Source organism: Paraburkholderia sp. J7 (genome assembly GCF_905220155.1).
In the GTDB taxonomy this organism is placed as follows: Bacteria; Pseudomonadota; Gammaproteobacteria; order Burkholderiales; family Burkholderiaceae; genus Paraburkholderia.
Map to the genome: position 1 here is coordinate 1 of NZ_CAJMYZ010000013.1, position 24,666 is coordinate 24,666.

General features: G+C 64.4%; 23 protein-coding genes. 10 read left to right on the forward strand and 13 right to left on the reverse strand.

The window, feature by feature from the left end; translation table 11 throughout:
* The 4 genes from U5A58_RS21240 to U5A58_RS21255 all read right to left on the reverse strand — a co-directional run.
* Positions 1 to 411 (reverse strand): branched-chain amino acid ABC transporter permease (locus U5A58_RS21240; protein WP_321962921.1); only part of this gene is annotated, 411 nt, incomplete at its 3' end.
* 213 nt (positions 412 to 624) lie between these two features.
* Positions 625 to 927, reverse strand: coding sequence for a hypothetical protein (locus tag U5A58_RS21245; RefSeq protein WP_321913956.1), 303 nt, complete (start codon positions 925 to 927; stop codon positions 625 to 627).
* A 550-nt stretch (positions 928 to 1,477) separates the two neighbouring features.
* On the reverse strand, positions 1,478 to 2,449 hold the full coding sequence (ispH, locus tag U5A58_RS21250; protein ID WP_321935104.1) for a 4-hydroxy-3-methylbut-2-enyl diphosphate reductase: 972 nt from the start codon (positions 2,447 to 2,449) through the stop codon (positions 1,478 to 1,480).
* 5 nt (positions 2,450 to 2,454) lie between these two features.
* A complete protein-coding gene (locus U5A58_RS21255) occupies positions 2,455 to 2,910 on the reverse strand; it encodes an FKBP-type peptidyl-prolyl cis-trans isomerase (RefSeq protein ID WP_201695416.1) in 456 nt (151 codons plus the stop codon).
* A gap of 189 nt (positions 2,911 to 3,099) precedes the next feature.
* Here U5A58_RS21255 and radC point away from each other — a divergent pair, with 189 nt between their 5' ends.
* Entirely contained in the window at positions 3,100 to 3,921 is an 822-nt protein-coding gene (radC, locus tag U5A58_RS21260; protein WP_321962922.1) for a RadC family protein, read from the forward strand.
* On the opposite strand, the gene U5A58_RS40870 is transcribed toward radC, so the two are convergent.
* A complete protein-coding gene (locus U5A58_RS40870) occupies positions 3,864 to 4,022 on the reverse strand; it encodes a twin-arginine translocation signal domain-containing protein (RefSeq protein WP_415774270.1) in 159 nt (52 codons plus the stop codon). The genes radC and U5A58_RS40870 overlap by 58 nt on opposite strands.
* A 211-nt stretch (positions 4,023 to 4,233) precedes the next feature.
* On the opposite strand from U5A58_RS40870, the gene rpmB reads away from it, so the two are divergent.
* From rpmB to nadB, 3 genes are all read left to right on the forward strand, one after another.
* On the forward strand, positions 4,234 to 4,467 hold the full coding sequence (gene rpmB / locus U5A58_RS21265; RefSeq protein ID WP_027794135.1) for a 50S ribosomal protein L28: 234 nt from the start codon (positions 4,234 to 4,236) through the stop codon (positions 4,465 to 4,467).
* Positions 4,468 to 4,477: 10 nt separating this feature from the next.
* Positions 4,478 to 4,645, forward strand: a complete 168-nt coding sequence (gene rpmG / locus U5A58_RS21270; RefSeq protein ID WP_027817504.1) for a 50S ribosomal protein L33 — start codon at positions 4,478 to 4,480, stop codon at positions 4,643 to 4,645.
* A gap of 282 nt (positions 4,646 to 4,927) precedes the next feature.
* Entirely contained in the window at positions 4,928 to 6,529 is a 1,602-nt protein-coding gene (gene nadB / locus U5A58_RS21275; RefSeq protein ID WP_321913959.1) for an L-aspartate oxidase, read from the forward strand.
* Positions 6,530 to 6,619: 90 nt separating this feature from the next.
* Here the strand turns inward: nadB and nadC are convergent, their stop codons facing one another.
* The 5 genes from nadC to purN form a co-directional block, all read right to left on the reverse strand.
* Positions 6,620 to 7,519: a carboxylating nicotinate-nucleotide diphosphorylase gene (nadC, locus tag U5A58_RS21280; protein ID WP_321962923.1), complete on the reverse strand. Its 900-nt coding sequence runs from the start codon at positions 7,517 to 7,519 to the stop codon at positions 6,620 to 6,622.
* Entirely contained in the window at positions 7,520 to 8,650 is a 1,131-nt protein-coding gene (gene nadA / locus U5A58_RS21285) for a quinolinate synthase NadA (RefSeq protein ID WP_321913961.1), read from the reverse strand.
* A gap of 175 nt (positions 8,651 to 8,825) precedes the next feature.
* Entirely contained in the window at positions 8,826 to 10,022 is a 1,197-nt protein-coding gene (locus U5A58_RS21290; protein WP_321962924.1) for an acyl-CoA desaturase, read from the reverse strand.
* A 536-nt stretch (positions 10,023 to 10,558) separates the two neighbouring features.
* Positions 10,559 to 11,950 carry an RsmB/NOP family class I SAM-dependent RNA methyltransferase gene (locus U5A58_RS21295; protein WP_321913963.1) on the reverse strand — a complete coding sequence of 464 codons (1,392 nt, stop codon included), beginning with the start codon at positions 11,948 to 11,950 and terminating at the stop codon, positions 10,559 to 10,561.
* Positions 11,947 to 12,606: a phosphoribosylglycinamide formyltransferase gene (purN, locus tag U5A58_RS21300; protein WP_321935100.1), complete on the reverse strand. Its 660-nt coding sequence runs from the start codon at positions 12,604 to 12,606 to the stop codon at positions 11,947 to 11,949. The genes U5A58_RS21295 and purN overlap by 4 nt, the downstream gene beginning before the upstream one ends.
* Positions 12,607 to 12,784: 178 nt before the next feature.
* Between purN and U5A58_RS21305 the strand changes: the two genes are divergently transcribed.
* The 6 genes from U5A58_RS21305 (at position 12,785) to dut (ending at position 20,100) form a co-directional block, all read left to right on the forward strand.
* On the forward strand, positions 12,785 to 13,780 hold the full coding sequence (locus U5A58_RS21305) for a bifunctional riboflavin kinase/FAD synthetase (RefSeq protein ID WP_321962925.1): 996 nt from the start codon (positions 12,785 to 12,787) through the stop codon (positions 13,778 to 13,780).
* A 141-nt stretch (positions 13,781 to 13,921) separates the two neighbouring features.
* On the forward strand, positions 13,922 to 16,771 hold the full coding sequence (gene ileS / locus U5A58_RS21310; RefSeq protein ID WP_321962926.1) for an isoleucine--tRNA ligase: 2,850 nt from the start codon (positions 13,922 to 13,924) through the stop codon (positions 16,769 to 16,771).
* Positions 16,771 to 17,286, forward strand: coding sequence for a signal peptidase II (gene lspA, locus U5A58_RS21315; protein ID WP_321913967.1), 516 nt, complete (start codon positions 16,771 to 16,773; stop codon positions 17,284 to 17,286). The genes ileS and lspA overlap by 1 nt, the downstream gene beginning before the upstream one ends.
* Positions 17,287 to 17,319: 33 nt before the next feature.
* Positions 17,320 to 18,549, forward strand: coding sequence for a bifunctional phosphopantothenoylcysteine decarboxylase/phosphopantothenate--cysteine ligase CoaBC (gene coaBC / locus U5A58_RS21320; protein ID WP_321962927.1), 1,230 nt, complete (start codon positions 17,320 to 17,322; stop codon positions 18,547 to 18,549).
* Positions 18,550 to 18,616: 67 nt separating this feature from the next.
* Positions 18,617 to 19,621 (forward strand): LLM class flavin-dependent oxidoreductase, encoded by a 1,005-nt coding sequence (locus tag U5A58_RS21325; RefSeq protein ID WP_321913969.1) that lies wholly within the window; start codon positions 18,617 to 18,619, stop codon positions 19,619 to 19,621.
* Positions 19,622 to 19,653: 32 nt separating this feature from the next.
* On the forward strand, positions 19,654 to 20,100 hold the full coding sequence (gene dut / locus U5A58_RS21330) for a dUTP diphosphatase (RefSeq protein WP_028205273.1): 447 nt from the start codon (positions 19,654 to 19,656) through the stop codon (positions 20,098 to 20,100).
* A gap of 54 nt (positions 20,101 to 20,154) precedes the next feature.
* On the opposite strand, the gene U5A58_RS21335 is transcribed toward dut, so the two are convergent.
* The 3 genes from U5A58_RS21335 to clpS form a co-directional block, all read right to left on the reverse strand.
* Positions 20,155 to 21,570 (reverse strand): amino acid permease, encoded by a 1,416-nt coding sequence (locus U5A58_RS21335; protein ID WP_321962928.1) that lies wholly within the window; start codon positions 21,568 to 21,570, stop codon positions 20,155 to 20,157.
* A 214-nt stretch (positions 21,571 to 21,784) separates the two neighbouring features.
* Positions 21,785 to 24,076, reverse strand: a complete 2,292-nt coding sequence (gene clpA, locus U5A58_RS21340) for an ATP-dependent Clp protease ATP-binding subunit ClpA (protein ID WP_321913971.1) — start codon at positions 24,074 to 24,076, stop codon at positions 21,785 to 21,787.
* Positions 24,073 to 24,387, reverse strand: coding sequence for an ATP-dependent Clp protease adapter ClpS (gene clpS / locus U5A58_RS21345; RefSeq protein ID WP_028213389.1), 315 nt, complete (start codon positions 24,385 to 24,387; stop codon positions 24,073 to 24,075). Before clpS ends, clpA begins: the two co-directional genes overlap by 4 nt.
* Positions 24,388 to 24,666: the final 279 nt, after the last annotated feature.

Below are 24,666 nucleotides of genomic sequence, written 5' to 3' on the forward strand. Positions count from 1 at the left end.
GTCGGTCGAGATGAGCTGGGGGAACGCGAGCGGGTTACGGCCCCAGATGATCATGGCGAGCGTCTGCAGCAGGATCGACACCCCGATCGCGGTGATCAGCGGTGCGAGGCGCGGCGCCCGGCGCAGCGGCCGGTACGCGACCTTTTCGATCGTGTAGCCGACGCCCGCACACACGACCGCGGCGACGGCCAGGGCGATGCACAGCGTGGGGATGTTCCCGAGGCCCGGGAAGTGATTGTGGAGCACATTGATCGCGGAGAGCGCGACCATGGCGCCCACCATGAGCACGTCGCCGTGCGCGAAGTTAATGATGCCCAGAATCCCGTACACCATGGTGTAGCCCAGAGCGATGATGGCGTAAATGCTGCCAAGCACCAGCCCATTCAGGATCTGCTGGATGAAAATATCCATTTAATGCTCCTTAGCCCGTGCAACCGGATTCGCGCTCGTCATCGGCCGGTGGGCGATGTTTTACGGAACCACAACGACACTTTCGGGTATTGAAGTAAAAACCGGTAACGGTTGGCCGCCCTGGTTCGCGTTGCCGCTGTGTTGCAGCGGCAGGCTCGCCAAAAGCGGATGCAAAAACGGCACCGTCGGATGGTTCGGTGCCGTCGGGTTCAATCAACTACGCGTCATATTCACGTTGGCGTATTCACGGCGAGCCTCGCGGCCCGCAAACGCGAATGCGTCAAACGTCATGACTCCCTCTCCCCGGCCGCCCACGCGCTTCAGGATCTCACCTGCGAGATCCATCGCACCCAGGCGGCGAACCGGCATGACAACGCCGGAGCATGCAAAAGCAATCTGCATGCCAGGAATGATCGATGTTGCGCTCATACCCGTCTCGACATTGCGGCTGTGCCACGTGTTGCGTAGCGCAACCGCATTAATCGATGACGCGGAAAAAGCAGACTTGAATTGCATTAATCAGGTCTCCTGCGCCTTCCGAAATGCTTGCCTGATGGCCTTCTCAACGATGTCCAGCCTTCAGAACGCGCGCATTGTAACGCCAATTATGCGACGGGCAATATTGTTGAACCGGCAGGGTTTTCCTGCATTGCAACCATATTTTTAGATAACAGCCTGTGTCGGGTTGCACCGCAGGTTGCGCCGCATTTTCGTGCACCAGTTGCACCAAAAATCCGCGGGTTTCGCATCATGTGTTGCGGATAATGGCCGCAATGCCTTGTCAGGCGGGCATTGGTTCAAATGAACGGTATTTAAGAGAGAGCATAAAAATGCTGCCCCGACGCGGTGCATTCGTGTCGAAAGCGTATCAATTACCTCATAAATTTGGGGTCACACCACACGATTCGATGCCCCACTCTAGCGAAAACACTAATAAGAACCCCCGGCCAATGTGAGGTTAACCTCTCTTTTCTGACTATATGACCCTTATTAATGGCACTCCACACGAGTCGCAGGCATAAAAAAACGCGCCGGATGGGCGCGTTTTTGCAGGGAGCAGGAAGCTTCAGGCCGGCTGGCCGAGTCCGCGCGGCAAGGGGAACGCAATGTTCTCCTCGATGCCTTCGAGTGCACGCACGTTGCGCGCACCAAGTTCGTGCAGACGGCGAATGATTTCCTGTGCAAGCGCCTCGGGCGCCGACGCTCCTGCTGTCAGACCGATCCGGCGTTTGCCGACGAGCCACTGGGGGTCGATCTGCTCGGGGGCATCCACCATATAGGCGGGAATGCCGCGCTTCTCGGCCACTTCGCGCAGCCGGTTCGAATTGGAGCTGTTCGGGCTGCCCACCACGATCACGACATCACACTGCGGCGCCATGAACTTGACGGCGTCCTGGCGATTCTGCGTGGCGTAGCAGATGTCCTGCTTCTTCGGCTCGCGAATCGCCGGAAAGCGCGTCTTGAGCGCGGCGATGATTTCCGCGGCGTCGTCCACCGACAGCGTGGTTTGGGTGACGAACGCCACGCGCTGCGGATCGCGCAGCTTGAGCGCCTCGACGTCGGCAATGTCTTCGACGAGGTACATGCCCTCGGCCACCTGCCCCATCGTGCCTTCCACTTCCGGATGGCCCTTGTGCCCGATCATGACGATGTCGAGCCCTTCGTCGCGCATCTTCGCGACTTCCACGTGCACCTTCGTGACGAGCGGGCAGGTCGCGTCGTACACGCGCAGTCCGCGCGCCTCGGCATCGGCGCGCACAGACTTGGAGACGCCGTGCGCACTGAAGATCACCGTGTTGCCGGACGGGACCTCATCGAGCTGCTCGATGAAGATCGCGCCCTTCTTGCGCAGGTCTTCGACGACATACGCGTTGTGGACGATTTCGTGACGCACGTAGATCGGTGCGCCGTGAAGCTGGATCGCGCGTTCGACGATCTCGATGGCCCGATCGACGCCGGCGCAGAAGCCGCGCGGCTGGGCGAGCAGGATTTCCGCTTCCGTCAGGTCTGCGACGAGGGACGTGTCCGTGTTGGTCATGGGCTTTAAAGGATTCCGATGATTTGCACTTCGAACGCAACCGCCTGGCCAGCGAGCGGATGGTTGAAATCGAACAGCGCGGAGGTCTCGTTCACTTCCTTGAGCACCCCCGCGTAGCGGCCGCCGTTGGGCGCATTGAACTCGATCAGGTCGCCCGGGCTGAACTCCTCGCCGATCATGCCGTTCTCCCGCAGGGTCTTGAGCGAGACGCGCTGGATCAGGTCGGGGTTGCGCTGGCCGAAAGCGACGCCCGGTTCTAGCTGAAAGGTCGAGTGGTGCCCCACCTTCAGGCCCTGCAAAATATCTTCCAGCGGCGGCGCGAGCTGGCCGGCGCCCATCAGCAGAGTGGCGGGACGGTCGACAAAGGTATTGACGATTTCGGTGCCATCGGCGAGCGAAAGCCGGTAATGCAGCGTCACGTGGGAACCGGGTTTCACTTCGGAGATGTCGATGATGCTCATGCGTAACTCTTTTCGTCGGAACGCGCGCTTCGCGCGTGCGCGCCGCAAGGCGCCGGTCCGGCCTGCCTTGGGCGGCCGGAAAGCATCTATTGTAAGCCACTTGGCCGGGACGGTCGCGGCACGATTGTGCACTGCCACCACCCGCGCTCGCGTACGCCGCGCGCTCCTTATTTGTCTGTGGAGATTGCCATGACCGGACTTGCCTGCCTGCCAGACACGGCGCCCAGCACGATTGCCAGCGCCTTTGCCGGCCGCCCGCACGGACTGGCTTGCGCGGAGCGCGGCCCCGCCGACACCGCCCTTCCCGCGCCGGCTACTCCGGCGGTGCCGGTTCGCAATAGCGGGGCTGCGGCACGGCGCCGCGACATGCCACGCGAGCGGCTGCGCACGGCGGGGCCGGCCGCGCTATCAGATGTGGAGTTGCTCGCGATCCTGCTCGGCTCCGGCTTGCCGGGCCACGATGTCTTCGAAGTGGCCCGCACGCTGCTGGCCCAATTCGGATCGCTGCGCGCCATGCTCGACGCGCAACGCGAAGAATTCGAGGCCCTGCGCGGCATCGGGCCCGCGAAAGCCTCGATGCTGCAAGCGGTGACCGAACTCGCGCGGCGGGCGCTCGCCGAAGCACTCGACGACAAACCGCTCGTCGACTCACCGGGCGCGGTCGAGGACTATTTGCGCCTGCTGATCGGCGGGCGGCCGCACGAGGTGTTCGTTTGCCTCTTTCTGGACGCGCGCCATCGGCTGATCCGCTCGGAGGAAAGCTCGCGCGGCTCGCTCACGCGCATGGCGGTGTATCCTCGTGAAATCGTGCGGCGTGCGCTAACCCTTAATGCCGCGAGCCTCATCGTCGCCCATAATCACCCTTCTGGTGCGGTGCAGCCGAGCGCGAGCGACCGGCGCCTCACGCGGGTGTTGCGCGAAACGCTGGCGCTCGTGGAGGTTCAACTCATCGATCACCTGGTCATTGGCACGCGCGAGACGTTTTCCTTCGCGCGCCAGGGCTGGAGCTGAGGCGGCCGCGCACGCGTGATGGCACCCGCGGCACCCGCGGCGACCGCGGACAGCTGCAGGAAACTGCGAGCAACCGCGGCAGCGCACAACGATATCCGCAAATCGTGTTTGATTTTCCTGGCATTTTTCTGCTAGACTCACGGTTTGCCTATTTCCAACCCTGTTCTGAAGCCCATCGAGGTCTTCCAGGGGAAATACGGCCTGGGTTCGAGGTTGTCTCTCATCCATACGTGAGCGCGCTCTTATTCCGGCCATTTCTCGCCTGGGAAACTTAAGCGGCTCTCGAACTCAGAATTTCCGTAGGAGTGTCTCATGGCACGTGTATGCCAAGTCACTGGGAAAGCGCCGATGAGCGGCAACAACGTTTCCCACGCTAACAACAAAACCAAGCGCCGTTTCCTCCCGAATCTGCAAAACCGCCGTTTCTGGGTTGAAAGCGAGAACCGTTGGGTGCGTCTGCGCATCTCGAACGCAGGCCTGCGCCTGATCGACAAGAACGGCATCGATTCCGTGCTCGCAGACCTGCGCGCACGCGGCGAACTGTAAGGAGTAAATCATGGCCAAGGGTATTCGCGACAAGATCAAGCTCGAGTCGACCGCAGGCACGGGTCACTTCTACACGACCACGAAGAACAAGCGCAACATGCCGGAAAAAATGTCGATCAAGAAGTTCGACCCGGTTGTTCGCAAGCACGTCGAGTACAAGGAAACCAAGATCAAGTAATTGATCGGTTTCGAGCCTGACGAAGACAGAAAAACCCCGCTTTTTAGCGGGGTTTTTCTTTTTGCGCGCCGGTCCTGGACACCACCGCGCCTAGGTTCGCGCCGTGCAAAGGTGTTTTAACTGCAGCGCCCAAACTGCCGCTACCCCTTCGCTCGTCTCTCGGAGTATGCTTCCCGCTTTATACCGGCTGCCACACGCGTGTCATACGCCCGCGACGGCGCAGGACCGCGGCAAATGCGGCGGCCGGAATGCGTAGAACAAGAGAGACGGAGAAGCAGGATCATGAATTTCGATGTAGCGATCGTCGGCAGCGGCCTCGCAGGACTGAGCGTCGCGCTGAATCTCGCCGACTCGCGTCGTGTGGTCATCATCGCCAAGCGCGCGATGACCGAAGGCGCGAGCGACCGCGCGCAAGGCGGCATTGCCGCCGTGCTCGACTCGGCCGACAGCGTGGAGAACCACGTGGACGATACGCTCGTCGCCGGCGGCGGCCTGTGCGACGAGGCGGCCACGCGCTACATCGTCGAGCATGGCCGCGAGGCGATCGAATGGCTGATCGCCCAGGACGTGCCGTTCACGAAGGACGCCGCCGCCGAACTCGGCTTTCACCTCACGCGCGAAGGTGGCCACAGCCATCGCCGCATCATCCATGCTGCCGACGCCACCGGCCACGCGGTCGTGCAAACGCTGCTCGAGCGCGCCCGCTCGCACCCGAACATCACGATCCTCGAAGACCATCAGGCAATCGACGTCATCACGTCCGACCGTCTGGGCCTGCCGGGCCGTCGCTGCCACGGCCTGTATGCGCTCGATCTGAAGAACGACCGCACGGTGACGATTCAGGCGCCGCACACGGTGCTCGCCACGGGCGGCGCAGGCAAGGTCTACCTCTACACGACGAACCCCGACACGGCCACCGGCGACGGCATCGCCATGGCATGGCGCGCGGGCTGCCGCGTGGCGAACATGGAGTTCATCCAGTTCCACCCCACTTGCCTCTTCCATCCGCATGCCAAGTCGTTCCTGATTTCGGAAGCCGTGCGCGGCGAAGGCGGCGTGCTGCGCCTGCCCGACGGCACGCGTTTCATGCCCGAGCACGACGAACGCGCCGAACTGGCGCCGCGCGACATCGTTGCCCGCGCGATCGACTTCGAGATCAAGAAGCACGGCATCGACTGCGTGCATCTCGACATCAGCCATCAGCCGCCGGCGTTTCTTGAGGAGCACTTCCCGACCATCCTCGCGCGTTGCCGCGAGTTCGGCATCGACATCACGAAGGAGCCGATTCCGGTCGTGCCCGCCGCGCACTACACCTGTGGCGGCGTCGTCACCGATCTGGCCGGGCGCACTGATCTCGCGGGCCTGTACGCCGTGGGCGAGACCTCGTACACCGGCCTGCACGGCGCGAACCGGCTCGCGAGCAATTCGCTGCTGGAGTGCCTCGTGATCGGCCGCTCGGCGGCCGAGGCGATTGAGGAAGAAGGCTTCAGCGCTGGCGCGCACGCACCGCTGCCCGACTGGGACGAAAGCCGCGTTTCCGATTCCGACGAAGAAGTCGTCGTTGCCCACAACTGGGACGAGCTGCGCCGGCTGATGTGGAATTACGTCGGCATCGTGCGCACCGACAAGCGCCTCGAGCGCGCGCAGCATCGCATCGCCTTGCTGCGCGATGAAATTCTCGAGTACTACGCGAATTTCCGCGTCACGCGCGACCTGCTCGAATTGCGCAACCTCGTCGAAGTCGCTTCGCTGATCGTGGAAAGTGCGCGCTCGCGCCGCGAGAGCCGCGGCCTGCACTACAGCCGCGACTGGCAGAACTCGCTGCCCAAGGCGCTGCCGACCGTGCTCGCACCGGAGCGCGTGCGCAATCGCACGGTTTCTTAAGACCTACGTAGCAAGCGCGCCGCAAAAACAAAGGCCGCCTCATTTCGAGGCGGCCTTTTCGTTTCAGTTCAGCTCAGCGAGCTTGCAGACTCAGACGATGCGCATCGAGAAGTCCGTCGCGCGCACATCTTTCGTCAAAGCGCCGATCGACACCCGGTCCACGCCCGTTTCCGCGATCGTGCGCACCGTGTCGAAGTTCACGCCGCCCGAGACTTCGAGCACCGCGCGCCCCGCCGTGAGCTTCACCGCGTCGCGCATCATGTCGAACGAGAAGTTGTCGAGCAGGACCGATTTGGCGCCGTGCGCGAGCGCCGTTTCGAGCTGTTCGAGCGTCTCGACTTCGATCTGGATCGGCACGCCCGCATCGAGCGCGAGCGCAGCGTCCATCGCCGCGTCCACGCCGCCCGCCGCTGCGATGTGGTTTTCCTTGATCAGGATGCCGTCGTAAAGCGCGAGGCGCTGGTTTGCGCCGCCGCCCACGCGCACCGCGTACTTCTGCGCGAGGCGCAGGCCGGGCAGCGTCTTGCGCGTGTCCAGAATACGCGTGCTCGTGTGCGCGATCATGTCGACGTAGCGGCGCGTCACGCTCGCCACGCCCGAAAGCAGTTGCAGGAAGTTCATCGCGTTGCGCTCGGCCGTGAGCAGCGAACGCGCCGGACCGCGCAGCGAGCAAACGGTCGTATCCGCGACCATGCGGTCGCCTTCGCGATAGTGCCAGCGCACCTCGATGCGCGAATCGACGCGCTTCACCACGCCGTCGAACCAGAGCACGCCGCACAGCACGGCTTCTTCGCGCACGATGATGCGTGCGTCGCGCATTTCGTCGGCGGGCACGAGACGGCCGGTCTGGTCGCCAGGGCCTACGTCTTCCTCTAGCGCGTCGGCCACATTGCGCACGATCGCAGCGTCGAACGCTGCGCCGTACTGCGCGCGCACTTCATCGAGCACGGGCGAAACGGCATCGACTGCGAGCAATTCGAGTGCACCCATTTACGCCGCCCCCACTTGCGAGAACAACGCGGTGTCGCGCGCAAGGTCGCCGCTCGCCTGCACGCGGCGCTTGTGTTCCGCCGCGAACGCCAGCATGCGGTCGATCGGCAGACGCGCGCGCTCACCGATCGCGGTATCGACGTGAATCTCGTTGTGGCCGCGCTCGAGCACGTCGGCGAGATTCGCCAGGCCGTTCATGGCCATCCACGGGCAATGCGCGCAGCTCTTGCAGGTGGCGCTGTTGCCGGCCGTGGGCGCTTCGATGAAGGTCTTGCCCGGCGCCGCGAGGCGCATCTTGTGCAGGATCCCTAAATCGGTCGCGACGATGAAGCGTTGCGCGTCGAGCTTCACGGCGGCGTCGATCAGCTGCGTGGTCGACCCGACCACATCCGCAAGCGCGACGACGCCTTCCGGCGATTCGGGGTGGACGAGAATCTTCGCGTCCGGGTATTCCGCACGCAGCAGATCGAGCTCGATGCCCTTGAACTCGTCGTGCACGAGGCACGAGCCCTGCCACAACAACATGTCCGCGCCGGTCTTCTTCTGGATGTAGCTGCCCAGGTGCCGGTCCGGCGCCCACAGAATTTTTTCGCCCTTGGCGTGCAGGTCGGCGACGATCTCGAGGCCGATGGACGACGTGACCATCCAGTCCGCACGCGCCTTCACAGCCGCACTCGTGTTCGCATAAACGACGACGGTACGGTCCGGATGCTCATCGCAAAACGCGGAGAATTCGTCGATCGGGCAGCCGAGGTCGAGCGAACAGGTCGCATCGAGATCGGGCATGAGAATGCGCTTGTTCGGACTCAGAATCTTCGCCGTCTCACCCATGAAGCGCACGCCCGCCACGACGAGCGTCTGTGCCTCGTGGTCGCGGCCAAAGCGCGCCATCTCGAGCGAATCGGCCACGCAGCCGCCTGTTTCGTCGGCGAGCTCCTGCAATTCGGGGTCCACATAATAGTGCGCGACGAGCACCGCCTTCTCGCGCTTGAGCAACGCGCGAATCCGCTCCTTCAATGCAACGCGCTCTGCCGTGGACGGTGCATCGGGCACGCGCGCCCAAGCCTGTCCAACGCTGCAGACGGCACCCTGCGGCCGGTCGTATTCGACCTTCCTGATTGCCTGACTCATGATCTCCTGCCCCTACCGATCGCCGCGCCATTGAAGCCATTGTGGGGACTCCGGCTTTTTTGCGGCCCAAAAAGAAAAACCCCGCCAGCGCGGGGTTTTGTGACGTCTCGTCATTCTAAAGGATTTTCTTACGCCCTACTGAGCGGCCAAAATCCCCTCCGGACGATGAGGCCAATCAGGCGTAACGGCGCAGACGCGACGCAAATTCCTGCAGCGCCTTGATACCGCTTTGTTCAGCGCGATGGCACCAATCCTGGAGCTGCGTGAGCAGTTGTTCGCGCGAGGCGCTCGAACGTTCCCAGATTGCGGCCAGTTCGTTGCGCAGTTCGATGTACGTGCGCAGCTTCTGGCTGTTCGCGAAAATTTGCGGAAGCTGGCGCTTCTGCGGCTCGTTCAGGCTGGCTTCTTCCTTGTCGAACCACTTGCGTGCACCACGCATGACCTTGTACTTCTCGCGCTCGCCCACTTCCTTGAGGTGCGCGAGTTCCTGGCGGTACGCCTGCTTCACGGCCTTGCCGTAACGCGCCATCACTTCGTAGCGGTTGGACAGCACGGCCTGCAGCGTTTCGTGATCCGGCACCAGCTTGACCTTGGTCAGGCGCGGCGTGGGCGCGACCTTCTTCACCTTGGCAAGACCCACCGCCTGCATCATGCGGATGTACATCCAGCCGATGTCGAACTCGTACCACTTGTTCGAGAGCTTCGCGGAAGTCGCGAACGTGTGGTGGTTGTTGTGCAGTTCCTCGCCGCCGATGATGATGCCGAACGGAAGAAGGTTCGTGCTTGCGTCGGACGAATTGAAGTTGCGGTAACCCCAGAAGTGACCAAGGCCATTCACGACGCCGGCGGCCCAGAACGGGATCCACGCCATTTGCACGGCCCACACGGTGAGGCCAACAGCGCCGAACAGCGCGACGTCGATCACCATCATGATGCTCACGCCGAGAATGGGGTAGCGCGTGTAGACGTTGCGCTCCATCCAGTCGTTGGGCGTGCCGTGGCTGAAGCGGCGCAGCGTTTCTTCGTTCTTCGCTTCGGCACGATAGAGTTCGGCGCCTTCGAGCAGCACCTTCCAGATGCCGCGCGTTTGCGGGCTGTGCGGATCTTCTTCCGTTTCGCACTTGGCGTGGTGCTTGCGGTGGATCGCCGCCCACTGGCCCGTGAGCATGCCCGTGGTCATCCACAGCCAGAAACGGAAGAAGTGGCTCGCGATGGGGTGCAGGTCCAGCGCGCGGTGCGCCTGGCAGCGGTGCAGGTACACCGTTACGCCGATAATCGTGATGTGGGTGACCACCGCCGCGAACAGCACGATCTGCCACCACGAGAAATGGAGCACGCCGTGGGCGAGGAAATCAAGCAGGGAGTTCAACAAGGCATTTACCTGTGAAACGAAGCGCGTCGGCCTTTCAGCCAGGCGCCGGTGTCAAGAAAGTGAAAGCGACTAGATGCGGTTGGACGGCATTCTACTAGAACCGTTCCAAGTGTTTGTAACAAAGGAAGATTTTTTTCTTTAATGGTTACGGCGTCAACGTCTGAAGGACGTTTTGAGGCGCTTTGCCGCACCCCAACCGGCCCTTTCCGAAGTATCTGTCCCCATCTAATCTTTCACTGCAATCCGCACCTCGCGTTGAGCAGCGGTATCGCGATCCCATGTTCCGCGCCTTCTAACCAGAATTCTGGCTCAAGTTGTGTGGCGTCGCGCGAAAATTCAATGGGATGCGATGGTCGTCGGGAATCAGGTCTCGATGCCACATCCACTCCCAACCTGAATACCGCCTGGCCTGACGGTGTCGCCAATACGCAACGAGGGTTCAGCCGTGACGCGGCACGACCTCGCGTACCCGCTATCGCGAACCGCCCGGCCTGTGTAGGCCGGACGGTCCCGCATCGTGGCTGCCTGCCGTGCGCTTACTCCAGCGCGGCGTCCGGCTCGGCGGCTTCGCTTTCCTGCGCCTTCGCGATCGCGTCGGACGTTTCCTGCACCGCCGCGGCTTCTTCAGGCGTGGTCTGCGCGCCGGCCGCCTTCGTCTTCGGCTTCGCATCGCCGCGCCGTTCCAGCACGGCGGCAAAGAAGCCGTCGGTGGCGTGGCGGTGCGGCCACAGCGAGAGGTAGTCGCCCGTGTCGAGGCCCACACGCTGCTCGGCCAGCACGTCGCGCGCGCTCACCAGCACGTAGTCGGGGTGCGCCTCGAGGAACTGCTTCACGACCGCTTCGTTCTCGGCGTCGAGAATGCTGCAGGTCGCGTAGACGAGACGACCGCCGCGCTTGAGCAGGCGCGCCGCACTCGTGAGAATCGACAGTTGCTTGGGCGCAAGCTCGGCAATCGACTCGGGCGACTGGCGCCACTTGAGGTCGGGGTTGCGGCGCAGCGTGCCGAGGCCCGAGCACGGCGCGTCCACGAGCACGCGGTCGATCTTGCCGATCAGTCGCTTGATCTTGGCGTCGTGCTCGCTGTCGATCAGCACCGGATTGACATTCGACAGGCCGCTGCGCGCGAGACGCGGCTTGAGCTTGGCAAGGCGCCGGTCGGACACGTCGAAGGCGTAGAGCCGGCCCGTCGAGCGCATCATCGCGCCGAGCGCCAGCGTCTTGCCGCCCGCGCCCGCGCAGAAGTCCACGACCATCTCGCCGCGGCGCGGCGCGAGGAGCGTGCACAGCAGCTGGCTGCCTTCGTCCTGCACCTCGAACCAGCCGTCCTTGAACGCGTCGAGTTTCGAGAGCGCGGGCTTGCCCGTCACACGTACGCCGAACGGCGCGAACGGCGTTTCGCCGCCTTCGATGCCCGAAGCGGACAGCGCACGGATCAGTTCCTCGCGGTTCGCCTTAATGGGATTGGCGCGCAGATCGAGCGGCGCCGGGTAATTCAGCGCGGCGGCCAGTTGCGCGAGTTCGGCCGGCTCGAAGCGCGTTTCCAGCGCCTTCATGATCCACTCCGGCAGATTCAGCTGCACGCGCTGCGGCAGGCTCGCCGGGTCGATCTTCGAAACATGTTCGAGCCAGCTGGCCTCGGCGTCGGAAACGAACGGACGGATCGCCGAGCGGCCCGCCGTCGCCATGAGGCCGAGCAGCGTGAGGCGGCGCGTCGGGCTGCCCGAGCCGCTTTCGGCCAGATGGGCGAACTCCATGCGCCGGCGCAGCACGGCGAACACGGCTTCGGCGATCACGCCGCGCTCGGCGTGGCCGAGCTTCGGATGCTCGCGGAAGAAACGGCTCGTCACCGCGTCGGCCGGGCCCGTGAATTTGAGGACGTCGGCGAGCAACGTTTCAGTCTGTCCAATCAGAAAACCATGCAGTCTCATGCGCCCTCCCCGGCGGCTTGCGAGTCGTCAAAGAAGAGCCACTGTGGCTCGGCCGGCGTGAGCGTCACGCGTTCGCCGTCGAGCGCGAGGCGCCCTTCGACGAACCAGCGCACTGCGCGCGGATACATTACATGTTCGGTCTTGAGCACGCGCGCGGAGAGCGCCGCGGCGTCGTCGCCCGCGCGCACCGGCACCACCGACTGCGCGACGATCGGACCATGATCCAGCGTAGGCGTGACGAAATGCACCGTCGCGCCGTGCACGCGGCAGCCCGCGTCGAGCGCCTGCTGGTGCGTCTTCAGGCCCGGAAACATCGGCAGCAGCGAGGGATGGATATTAAGCATCCGACCCGCATAATGGCCGACAAACGATTCGGTCAGCACACGCATGAAACCCGCCAGCACGACGAGGTCCGGCGCATAGCCGTCGATAACTTGAGCGAGCGCCGTATCGAAGCTGGCGCGATCGGGAAACTGGCGGTGATCGACGACCGCCGTGGCAATGCCGTTCGAAGCCGCGAACGCGAGGCCCGCGGCGTCAGGACGGTTGGCAATCACGGCGGCGATGCGCGCGCCCCAAGCCTCCTGCGCGCAAGCGCGCACGATGGCTTCCATGTTGCTGCCCCGTCCCGAAATCAGGATGACGAGATTTTTCATCCGCGGATTTTATCATCGGGGGGCCTGCTCGACGCTCGTGCGGCGGCGATCGTCGCCTCGTGCGTTTATAATCTTCTGTTTCGTCGCGGTCTTTGGGCCGCGAATGGCCAAGTCAGAAGGTCCTTAGCACGCGTGCTGCGCCAGCGCGCTTTTTGAGGTTCCACCAGGTTCCGCTATCGTGAGAGTCTTCCGCGGTCTTCCCAATGCCGAAAGCCGCGCGCCCTGCGCGCTGACCATCGGCAATTTCGACGGTGTCCACCGCGGGCATCAGGCATTGCTCGCGCGCGTGCGCGCGGCAGCCGACGCGCGCGGCCTGCCCGTCTGCGTGATGACCTTCGAGCCGCATCCGCGAGAGTTCTTCAACCCGGCCAGCGCCCCGCCGCGCATCGCCATGCTGCGCGACAAGCTCGAGGCGCTGCGCGAAAACGGCGTGGACCGCGTCGTGGTCGAGCATTTCAACCACACGTTCGCCAGCCAGTCGCCCGAGGCGTTCGTCGAGCGCATCATCGTGGGCGGCCTGCACGCGCGCTGGATGATGATCGGCGACGACTTCCGCTATGGCGCGAAGCGCGCGGGCGACTTCGCCTCGCTGCAGGCCGCGGGCGCGCAGTACGGCTTCGAAGTCGAACAGATGGCGACCGTGGCCGACCCGTCGGGCGTGCGCATTTCCAGCTCCGCCGTGCGCGCGCAACTGCACGCGGGCGACCTCGACGCCGCGCGCGCCTCGCTTGGCCGCGGCTATCACATCAGCGCGCACGTCACGCATGGCCTGAAGCTCGGCCGCGACCTCGGCTTCCCCACGATGAACCTGCTGATCGGCCACAAGCGGCCGGCGCTCAAGGGCATTTTCGTCGTGATGGTGCATGGTATTGCCGAGCACCCGCTGCCGGGCGTCGCGAGCCTCGGCCTGCGCCCGACCGTGGACGACTCGGGCCGTGTGCTGCTCGAAGTGCATCTGCTCGACTGGCACGGCGACGCCTACGGCAAGCTCGTGCGCGTCGAGTTCCTCAAGAAGCTGCGCGACGAGGAGAAGTTTCCCGACCTCGAAACGCTCACCGCCGCGATCGCCCGCGACGTGGCGAACACCCGCGCGTGGTTCGCCGCCGCGGGCGCCAGCGTGGCCGGCGGCGCGTCCACCGGCTTCGCCACCTCGGCCACCGACCGAATTAGGTGACCTGCGGCCCGCATGCGCGGGCTGCCCCGCCCCCAGGCGCCGCGTGCGGAACGCACGGCATGCAGCGCCCGAGGCGACGGTTGCGCGGCATCGGCCGCAACGCTGACGCCATGCATCCCCCGAATTCCACGTGATCTCACCATGAGCGACAAAAAAGCATCCTCCGGCAAGCCGCAGAAGTCCGAATCGAAGTACCCCGTCAATCTGCTCGACACTCCGTTCCCGATGCGCGGCGATCTGCCCAAGCGCGAGCCGCAATGGGTCAAGGAGTGGGAGGAGAACCAGGTCTACGAGAAGATCCGCGCGGCCTCGAAGGGCCGCAAGAAGTTCATCCTGCACGACGGTCCCCCGTACGCGAACGGCGACATCCACCTCGGCCACGCGGTGAACAAGATCCTCAAGGACATGATCGTCAAGGCGCGCAATCTCGCGGGCTTCGACGCGGTCTATGTGCCGGGCTGGGACTGCCACGGCATGCCGATCGAAATCCAGATCGAAAAGCAGTTCGGCAAGTCGCTGCCCGCCCAGGAAGTGATGCAGAAGGCGCGCGAATACGCGGCCGGCCAGATCGAGACGCAGAAGAAGGGCTTCAAGCGCCTGGGCGTGCTCGGCGACTGGAACAACCCGTACAAGACCATGAACTTCGCGAACGAGGCTGGCGAGATCCGCGCACTCGCGAAGATCATCGAGAAGGGCTACGTGTTCCGGGGCCTGAAGCCCGTGAACTGGTGCTTCGACTGTGGCTCGGCGCTTGCCGAAGCGGAAGTCGAGTACAAGGACAAGACCGACCCGACCATCGACGTGCTGTTCACGTTCGCGCAGCCGGCTGAAACGGCGGCCGCGTTCGGCCTGCCCGCCCTGCCGCGCGAAGAAGGCGGCATCGTGATCTGGACCACCACGCCCTGGACGATCCCGTCGAACCAGGCGCTGAACGTGCATCCGGAAATCGACTACGCGCTCGTCGACACGCAACGCGGCCTGCTGATCCTCGCGGTCGAGCGCGTGGAAGCGTGCATGAAGGAATTCGGCCTCGAGGGCAAGATCGTCGCCACGACGAAGGGCGAAAAGCTCTCGCTGCTGCGCTTCAACCACCCGCTCGCCTCGGCGCACCCGGGCTACAAGCGCACCTCGCCGATCTATCTCGGCGACTATGTGACGACCGACACCGGCACGGGCATCGTGCACTCGGCGCCCGCCTATGGCGTGGAAGACTTCGTGTCGTGCAAGGCGCACAACATGGCCGACTCGGACATCATCAGCCCGGTGATGGGCGATGGCCGCTATATCGAATCGCTGCCGCTCTTCGGCGGCCTCTCGATCTGGGCGGCGAACCCGAAGATCGTCGACGCGCTCGACGCCGCCGGCACGCTCCTGCGCAGCGAAAAGTACCTGCACAGCTACATGCACTGCTGGCGCCACAAGACGCCCATCATCTACCGCGCCACGTCGCAGTGGTTCGCGGGCATGGACGTCACGCCCAAGGACGGCGGCAAGACGCTGCGTGAAACCGCGCTCGAAGGCATCGAGGCGACGGCGTTCTACCCCTCGTGGGGCAAGCAGCGCCTGTATTCGATGATCGCCAACCGCCCGGACTGGACGCTCTCGCGCCAGCGCCAATGGGGCGTGCCGATGGCGTTCTTCGTGCACAAGGAAACCGGCGAGCTGCATCCGCGCACGCTGGAGCTGCTCGAACAGGTCGCGCAGCGCGTGGAAAAGGCGGGCATCGAAGCGTGGCAAACGCTCGACCCGCGCGAACTGATCGGCGACGACGCCAACCTGTACGAGAAGAACCGCGACACGCTCGACGTGTGGTTCGACTCGGGCACGACGCACTGGCACGTGCTGCGCGGCTCGCACAAGGACGAGCTGCAGTTCCCGGCCGACCTGTACCTGGAAGGCTCGGACCAGCACCGCGGCTGGTTCCACTCGTCGCTGCTCACGGCTTCGATGCTCGACGGCCGTCCGCCCTACAACGCGCTGCTCACGCACGGCTTCACCGTGGACGGCGAAGGCCGCAAGATGTCGAAGTCGCTCGGCAACGGCGTCGACCCGCATGAAGTGGCGAACCGACTGGGCGCGGAAATCATCCGTTTGTGGATCGCCTCGACCGACTATTCGGGCGAGCTGGCCATCTCGGAAGAGATCCTGAAGCGCGTGACGGAAGGTTATCGCCGTATCCGCAACACGCTGCGCTTCCTGCTCTCGAACCTGTCGGACTTCGACTTCGAGAAGCACGCGCTGCCCGCCAGCGAATGGCTCGAGATCGACCGCTACGCCGTCGCGCTCACGCATACGCTGCAAAACGACGTGCTCTCGCACTACGACCGCTACGAGTTCCACCCGGTCGTGGCCAAGCTGCAGACGTTCTGCTCGGAAGACCTGGGCGGCTTCTATCTCGACGTGCTGAAGGACCGCCTCTACACGAGCGCAGCGGACTCGAAGGCCCGCCGCGGCGCGCAAACGGCGCTGCACCACATCACGCATAGCCTGTTGCGCATCCTCGCGCCGTTCCTTTCGTTCACGGCCGAAGAAGCGTGGAAAGTGTTCCAGCCGCAAAGCGAAACCATCTTCACCGAAACCTTCCACGCCTTCCCGGACGTCGAAGGCGCGCCGGAGCTGATCGCCAAGTGGACGCTGCTGCGCGAAGTGCGCGGCAACGTGACGAAGGCGCTCGAAGAGGCGCGTGTGGCGAACCAGATCGGCTCGTCGCTGCAAGCCGAAGTGCGCATTCTCGCAAGCGGCGCGCGTTACGACGCCCTCACCTCGCTCGGCGACGACCTCAAGTTCGTGCTCATCACCTCGGCGGCGGAAGTCGTGAAGGTGGAAAGCGAAGCGGAGGAAGGCGTCGAAGTGGTCACCTCGAAGTACCTCAAGTGCGAGCGCTGCTGGCACTACCGCGAGGACGTCGGCGCGAACGCGGAGCATCCGGGCCTGTGCGGCCGCTGCGTCGTGAATCTGTTCGGCGACGGTGAAAAACGGAGCGCGGCATAATGGCAAAAACGCTGCCGAAGCAAACCCGGTCGAACGGCGCAAGCGGCACGCTCGCGCCGTGGCTGGGCATCGCGGTCATCGTGATCCTCGCCGACCAGCTCACGAAAATCGCCATCAACAAGGTGTTCAGCTACGGCGAAGGCCGCGTGATCACGCCGTTCTTCAACCTCGTGCTGGTCTACAACAAGGGCGCGGCGTTCAGCTTCCTGTCGGCGGCGGGCGGCTGGCAGCGCTGGGCGTTCACGGCGCTCGGCGTGGTGGCGGCGCTCGTGATCTGCTATCTGCTCAAGCGCCACGCCACGCAGAAGCTCTTCTGCACCGCGCTCGCGCTCATCATGGGCGGCGCGCTCGGCAACGTGATCGACCGCCTGCTCTACGGCCACGTGATCGACTTTCTCGACTTCCACGTGGGCGGCTGGCACTGGCCGGCGTTCAACCTGGCCGACAGCGCGATCTGCATCGGCGCGGCGCTGCTGGTGTTCGACGAACTGCGGCGCGTGCGCGGCGCGCGCTGAGCGTGCCCGCTGCACGGTTAAAGGAGCTGTGACTTGAACACGTCCGCTGCAAACCCAGGCGAACTGGCTGGCCGCCACCTCGTGCTCGGCATGACGGGCGGCATTGCCTGCTACAAGATCGCCGAGCTCACGCGCCTCCTGACCAAGGCAGGCGCGACCGTGCAGGTCGTGATGACCGAGGCGGCCACGCAGTTCATCACGCCGGTCACGATGCAGGCGCTCTCGGGCCGCCCCGTCTACACGAGCCAGTGGGATGCGCGCGTGCCGAACAACATGGCGCACATCGACCTCTCGCGCGAAGCCGACGCCATCGTCATCGCGCCTGCCTCGACCGATTTTCTCGCCAAACTCGCGCACGGTTTCGCCGACGACCTGCTCTCCACGCTGTGCGTCGCACGCGACTGCCCGCTGCTCGTCGTGCCCGCGATGAACCGCCAGATGTGGCAAAACCCGGCCACGCAGCGCAACGTCGCACAGCTGCGCGCGGACGGCATCGAAACGCTCGGCCCAGATTCCGGCCCGCAGGCGTGCGGCGAGATCGGCGACGGGCGCATGCTCGAACCCGAAGCCGTGTACGAGGCGATCGTCTCCTTCTTCGCGCCGAAGGTGCTCGCGGGCCGCAAGCTCCTGATCACCGCCGGCCCGACCTTCGAGCCGCTCGATCCCGTGCGCGGCATCACCAACCGTTCGAGCGGCAAAATGGGCTTCGCGCTCGCGCGCGCCGCGCAGCAGGCGGGCGCCGAGGTGCATCTGGTCGCGGGCCCGGTCGCGCTGCAAACGCCGTGGGGCGTGTATCGCGAAGACGTCCAGACCGCCCAGCAGATGTACGACGCGGTCATGCGCGCCGCAACCGGTGCCGATGTCTTCATCGGCGTGGCGGCTGTGGCCGACTGGCGCGTCGACCATGTCGCCGAGCACAAGATCAAGAAAACGGCCGAGCACCGCATGCCGACGTTCACGTTCGTCGAGAACCCGGACATCCTCGCCTCGGTCGCGGCCCTGCCGAATCCGCCGTACTGCGTGGGCTTCGCCGCCGAAAGCGGCAATCTCGACGTGCACGGCGAAGAAAAACGCGCACGCAAGAAAGTGCCGCTCCTGATCGGCAATCTCGGCCCGCTCACCTTCGGCCAGGACGACAATGAAGTCGTGCTGTTCGAGGCGGCCGGCCGCACGCCGCTGCCGCGCGCGGCCAAGCAGGCGCTCGCGCAGACGCTCGTCGCCGAGATCGCGCGGCGTCTGCCCGACCAGAGCATCATCTCGTGACGCACGCGCCGGCGCACCCGTGTGCCGGCGCGCGGCGCCGCGAACACAGGCAAGGAGCAGTACTGCCATGACACTGCTTTCCGTACTCGACCAGTCGCCCGTCATCGCCGGGCACAGCGCGGCGGATGCCATCGCCGCCACCATCGAACTCGCGCAGCTTGCCGACGACCTCGGCTACACGCGCTACTGGTGCGCCGAACACCACGGCCTGCTGGGCGTGTGCAACCCCAGCCCCGAAGTCATGCTCGCGCGCCTTGGCAGCGTGACGAAGCGCATCCGCATCGGCTCGGGCGGGATCATGCTGCCCTATTACAGCCCGTTCAAGGTCGCCGAGCAGTTCATGATGCTCGAGGCGCTCTTTCCGGGGCGCGTCGATCTCGGCGTCGGTCGCGCGCCGGGCGGCGACATGCGCACCGCGCAGGCCGTGGCTGCGGGCGCCTACAATCGCGGCGACCAGTTCACGCAGCAAGTGCAGGATCTCGTCGGCCTGATGGACGGCAACCTCCCAGCCGACCACCTCGCGCACGGCGTGGTGCTTCAGCCGCAAATTGACACGCGCCCGCAGCTCTGGGTGCTCGGGTCGAGCGACTTCGGCGGCATTCTCGCCGCGCAGCTCGGGTTGCGCTTCTCATTCGCGCACTTCATCAACGCGCACTTCGGGCACCTCGTGGCAGAGGCGTATCTCGACCGCTTCAAGCCGGGCCATGAGGCGAAGCCGTACCTCGCGTGCGCCGTGTTCGCGATCTGCGCCGACACCGAAGCCGAAGCCGCCGACCTCGAAAAGGCCGTCGATCTGCGCCGCGTGCAGATGGCCTACGGGCTGAACGCGCCAATTCCGAGCCTCGAGCAAGGGCGCGCGCAGGAATACGGCGAGCGCGAGCAGATCGTGATCGACCGTGAGAAGCCGCGCAGCGTGATAGGCACGCCGGAGAGCGTCACGGAGCGCCTTCTTGCGATCAAGGACAACTTTCGCGCCGACGAACTGATCGTGCTGACCGTTGCGGGCAGCTACAAGGCTCGTCTGCGCTCTTATGAACTGCTCGCCGAGGCGTTCCAGCTGCCTCGCGCCTGAGCCAACCACCACCGCCCCATCACCCTGACTTCATGAAAATCGACATCAAGATCCTGAACGAGCGCATGCGCGACCAGCTGCCCCACTACGCCACGCCGGGCAGCGCCGGCCTCGACCTGCGCGCGTGCCTCGACGCGCCGATCACGCTCGAACCGGGCGAAACGAAGCTCGTGCCGACGGGTCTCGCCATCCACGTGGCCGACCCCGGCTACGCGGCACTGATCCTGCCGCGCTCGGGCCTTGGTCACAAGCACGGCATCGTGCTCGGCAACCTGGTCGGCCTGATCGACTCGGACTACCAGGGCGAACTGATGATTTCGACCTGGAACCGCGGCCACACCACGTTCACGCTCAACCCGCTGGAGCGCCTCGCGCAGCTCGTGATCGTGCCGGTCGTGCAGGCGCAGTTCAACATCGTCGACGACTTCGAGGCGAGCGAGCGTGGTGCGGGCGGCTTCGGCAGCACGGGCAAGCACTGACCGCAGCGGTTGCGCCGGCAACAAAAAAGCACGCCTTGGCGTGCTTTTTTGCGTTTAGGCGGAGGCTTCGGTTCGCTGCGCGGCGCCCGGACGCCGGCGATACCAGAGCGCATAGACCACCACGAGCACCGCGAGAAACGCGAGGCCGTAGACCAGCGTCATGCGGAATTCGCGCGTAAAGGCCGTACCAGCCAGAATGCCGAGCATCAACAGCGCGCCCAGCACGCTCGTGAACGGGAAACCCCACATGCGGAACGCGAGCGGCGCACCGCCTTCACGCGGCTGGCGCACGCGGAAAAAGATCTGCGTGACGAAGATCATGAACCACGTGAACATCGCGCCGAACATGGCGATCGACATCATCAGCGTGAACGCCGCCTGCGGCCAGAGTGCGTTGAGCACAGCCGCCACCGCGATGCCGATGGTGGACAGCGACAGCGCAGCGGTCGGCACGCCGTGGCGTGTGAGCCTCCCGAACGCCGCGGGCGCATAGCCCGCGCGCGAAAGGCTGAACATCATGCGCGTGGTGATGTAAAGCTGGCTGTTCATGGCGGAGAGCGCCGCCACGAGCACGATGAAGTTGATCGCGCCCGCTGCATAAGGCACGCCGGTCGCGGCCATCACCTTCACGAACGGGCTCTCGTTGCCGCCCGCCTGAGTCCACGGCACGATGGCGAGCATGAGCGCGAGCGTGAGCAGATAGAACAGCACGAGCCGCAGCACGGTCGCGCGAAACGCACGCGTGACGGCGCGCTGCGGGTCCTGCGCCTCGGCAGCCGCCACGGCGATCGTCTCCACCCCGAGGTAGCTGAAGAGCGAGATGATCGTCCCCACCCACACGCCCCACCATCCTCGCGGCAGCAAGCCGCCGTGCTGCGTGTAGTTCGCGAAGCCCACGCCCGAGCCGGCTGGTGCCCGCCAGACGAACCAGGCGCCCAGCACGATGAACGCAACGATGGCTGCAATCTTCAGGCTCGAAAACAGGTATTCGATGGTGCCGTAAGCGCGCACACTCATTGCATTCACAACGATCAGCGCTGCTGAGAATCCGATGATCCAGTAGAGCCCCGGCACGTGGGGAAACCAGAACTTCATGTAGATGGCGATTGCTGCAACCTCGGTGCCGACAGCCAGCACATACGCCGACCAGTACGCATAGCGCACGACGAAGCCGGCGAGCGGCCCGATGTAGTGTTCGGCATACGCGCCGAACGAGCCCGACACGGGATGCACAACGGTCATTTCGGCCAGTGCGCCCATCAACAGCAAGGCGATCAGCGCGCCGATCGCGTAGGAAATCAGCACGCCCGGCCCGGCGAAAGAGATCGCAAAGCCGCTGCCGAGAAAGAGCCCGGTGCCGACTGCGCCGCCGATGGCGATCATCGTCATCTGCCCGGCTGACAAGCCCTGGCGCAGCCCTTGTTCGCGCTCGACGATGGCTTCGAACGCGCCCGATTTACGTGGTACCACTGTTACACCCCTGCTTCGCGCGAGACGCTACTGAAGCGCTGCGCATCAAGAAAACGCCGACGGCGGGACAAACGCGTATTTTACCGGCTGACGGCTCGGCCACCTGCGCGTCACGGTGCAACGCCGGCACCGCCAGCCCAAAAGAAAAACGGCGCAGTCCTCTCGGACTGCGCCGTCTTGCCTGAAGGCTGTGTGCGCGCTTTCGCGCCGCCGCTTACTCCACTTCCACGGCTTCCGGATTGCGCGGCGCCGGCTGCTCGTCGAACGTGAGCTGGACCTTGTCGTCCGCATCGACGTCCACGGTCACGCGGCCGCCGTTCATGAGCTTGCCGAACAGCAGTTCGTCGGCGAGCGCACGGCGGATCGTGTCCTGGATCAGGCGCTGCATCGGCCGCGCGCCCATGAGCGGGTCGAAGCCATGCTTTGCCAGATGCTTGCGCAGCGCGTCGGTGAAGACCGCGTCGACCTTCTTCTCGTGCAGCTGGTCTTCCAGTTGCATGAGGAACTTGTCGACCACGCGCATGATGATTTCCTCATCGAGCGCACGGAAGCTGATCGTCTGATCGAGCCGGTTGCGGAACTCCGGCGTGAACAGGCGCTTGATATCGGCCAGCTCGTCGCCCTGCTCGCGCCGGGTCGTGAAGCCGATCGTCGACTTGTTCATCGCCTCGGCGCCCGCGTTCGTCGTCATGATGATGATGACGTTGCGGAAGTCCGCCTTGCGGCCGTTGTTGTCGGTCAGCGTGCCATGGTCCATCACCTGCAGCAGCACGTTGAAGATGTCCGGGTGCGCCTTCTCGATTTCGTCGAGCAGCAGCACGCAGTGCGGCTTCTTCGTGACGGCTTCGGTGAGCAGACCGCCCTGGTCGAACCCGACGTAGCCCGGCGGCGCGCCGATCAAACGGCTCACCGCATGGCGCTCCATGTACTCGGACATGTCGAAGCGGATCAGCTCGATACCGAGCGTGAACGCGAGCTGCCGCGCCACTTCGGTCTTGCCGACGCCCGTCGGGCCCGAGAACAGGAACGAGCCGATTGGCTTGTCCGTCTTGCCGAGACCTGCGCGCGCCATCTTGATCGAAGCCGAAAGCGCGTCGATAGCCGGGTCCTGGCCGAACACCACAGCCTTGAGGTCGCGGTCGAGCGTTTGCAGCTTGCTGCGATCGTCCTGCGAGACGCTTTGCGCCGGCACGCGCGCGATCTTCGAGATGATCTCTTCGATCTCGCTCTTGCCGATGGTCTTCTTCTGCTTCGACTTCGGCAGGATGCGCTGGGCCGCGCCCGCTTCGTCGATCACGTCGATTGCCTTGTCGGGCAAGTGACGGTCGGTGATGAAGCGTGCCGACAGTTCAGCGGCCGCGTTCAGCGCGCCCGACGAATACTTCACGCCGTGGTGCTCTTCGAAGCGCGACTTCAGGCCGCGCAGGATCGCCACGGTCTGCTCGACGGTCGGCTCGACCACGTCGACCTTCTGGAAGCGCCGCGACAGCGCCGCGTCTTTCTCGAAGATGCCGCGGTATTCCGTGAACGTCGTCGCACCAATGCACTTGAGCGTGCCCGACGAGAGCGCCGGCTTGAGCAGGTTCGACGCATCGAGCGTGCCACCCGACGCGGCGCCTGCACCGATCAGCGTATGAATTTCGTCGATGAACAGAATGGCGTGCGGACGCTCTTTCAGTTCCTTGAGCACCGTTTTGAGGCGCTGCTCGAAGTCGCCGCGATATTTCGTGCCCGCAAGCAGTGCACCCATATCGAGCGAGTAGACCTGAGCGTCTGCAAGAATGTCCGGCACTTCGCCGCGCGTAATGCGCCAGGCGAGCCCTTCGGCGATCGCGGTCTTGCCGACACCGGCCTCGCCCACGAGCAGCGGATTGTTCTTGCGGCGGCGGCACAGCACCTGCACCACGCGCTCCACTTCCAGTTCGCGACCGATGAGCGGATCGATCCGGCCGTCCTTCGCCATCTGGTTCAGGTTCTGCGTGAACTGGGCGAGCGGGGTTTCCTTCTGGCCGGCGGCGTCTTCGGCTTCGGCGTTCGCGTCGCTGGCCTTGGCGGCTTCGCCACTGCCCGTCTTCGCAATACCGTGCGAAATGAAATTCACGACGTCCAGACGCGTGACGCCCTGCTGCTGCAGGTAGTACACCGCGTGCGAGTCCTTCTCGCCGAAGATGGCGACCAGCACGTTCGCGCCCGTCACTTCCTTCTTGCCGTTGGAAGTGGACTGGACGTGCATGATCGCGCGCTGGATCACGCGCTGGAACCCGAGCGTCGGCTGCGTATCGACGTCATCCGTGCCGGGAACCGTAGGCGTATTGTCGTGAATGAAGTTGCGCAGGTTCTGTCGCAGGTCTTCGATATTGGCGGCACACGCACGCAACACTTCCGCCGCTGTTGGGTTGTCCAACAGCGCCAGCAGCAGATGCTCGACCGTTATGAACTCGTGCCGTGCCTGACGTGCTTCCATGAACGCCATGTGCAGGCTGACTTCCAGTTCCTGGGCAATCATGCTTCCTCCATCACACACTGCAGCGGATGCCCGGCCTGCCGTGCATGGGTAACGACTTGCTCAACTTTGGTCGACGCGATGTCTCGCGTATAGACCCCACAAACGCCCCTGCCCTCGCGATGCACCTTCAACATGATCTGCGTTGCGGTCTCGCGGTCCTTATTGAAATATTCCTGCACGACCATCACGACGAATTCCATCGGCGTGTAGTCGTCATTCATTAGCACGACCTTGTACATGGAGGGCGGTTTGACCTTTTGCTCCTGCCGCTCCAGTACGGTTGAATCCTGCTTGTCCGGGATAATCGCCATACACCCATTCTAAACAACTCGGACAGGCCCGCAATCCTGCCGTAACCTGACCGGCCGGCCGGTGAACCCGGCGCTCCCGACCTGCGACCCGCTGCAAGCAATTCACGCACCCTGGCCCGGCCCCGATCCCTTGGACCGGCTGCGGGGCCGGTACACAATCCTGCACTGAGCAGCTTTCACGCCACCGTTGAATCGAGTATCGCACAACCTTGACGTTGTCGTGGGAAGCGACTGTAGGCGCCCGCACGCTCAGTGTCAGATTCCATGGTGCGGTGCATC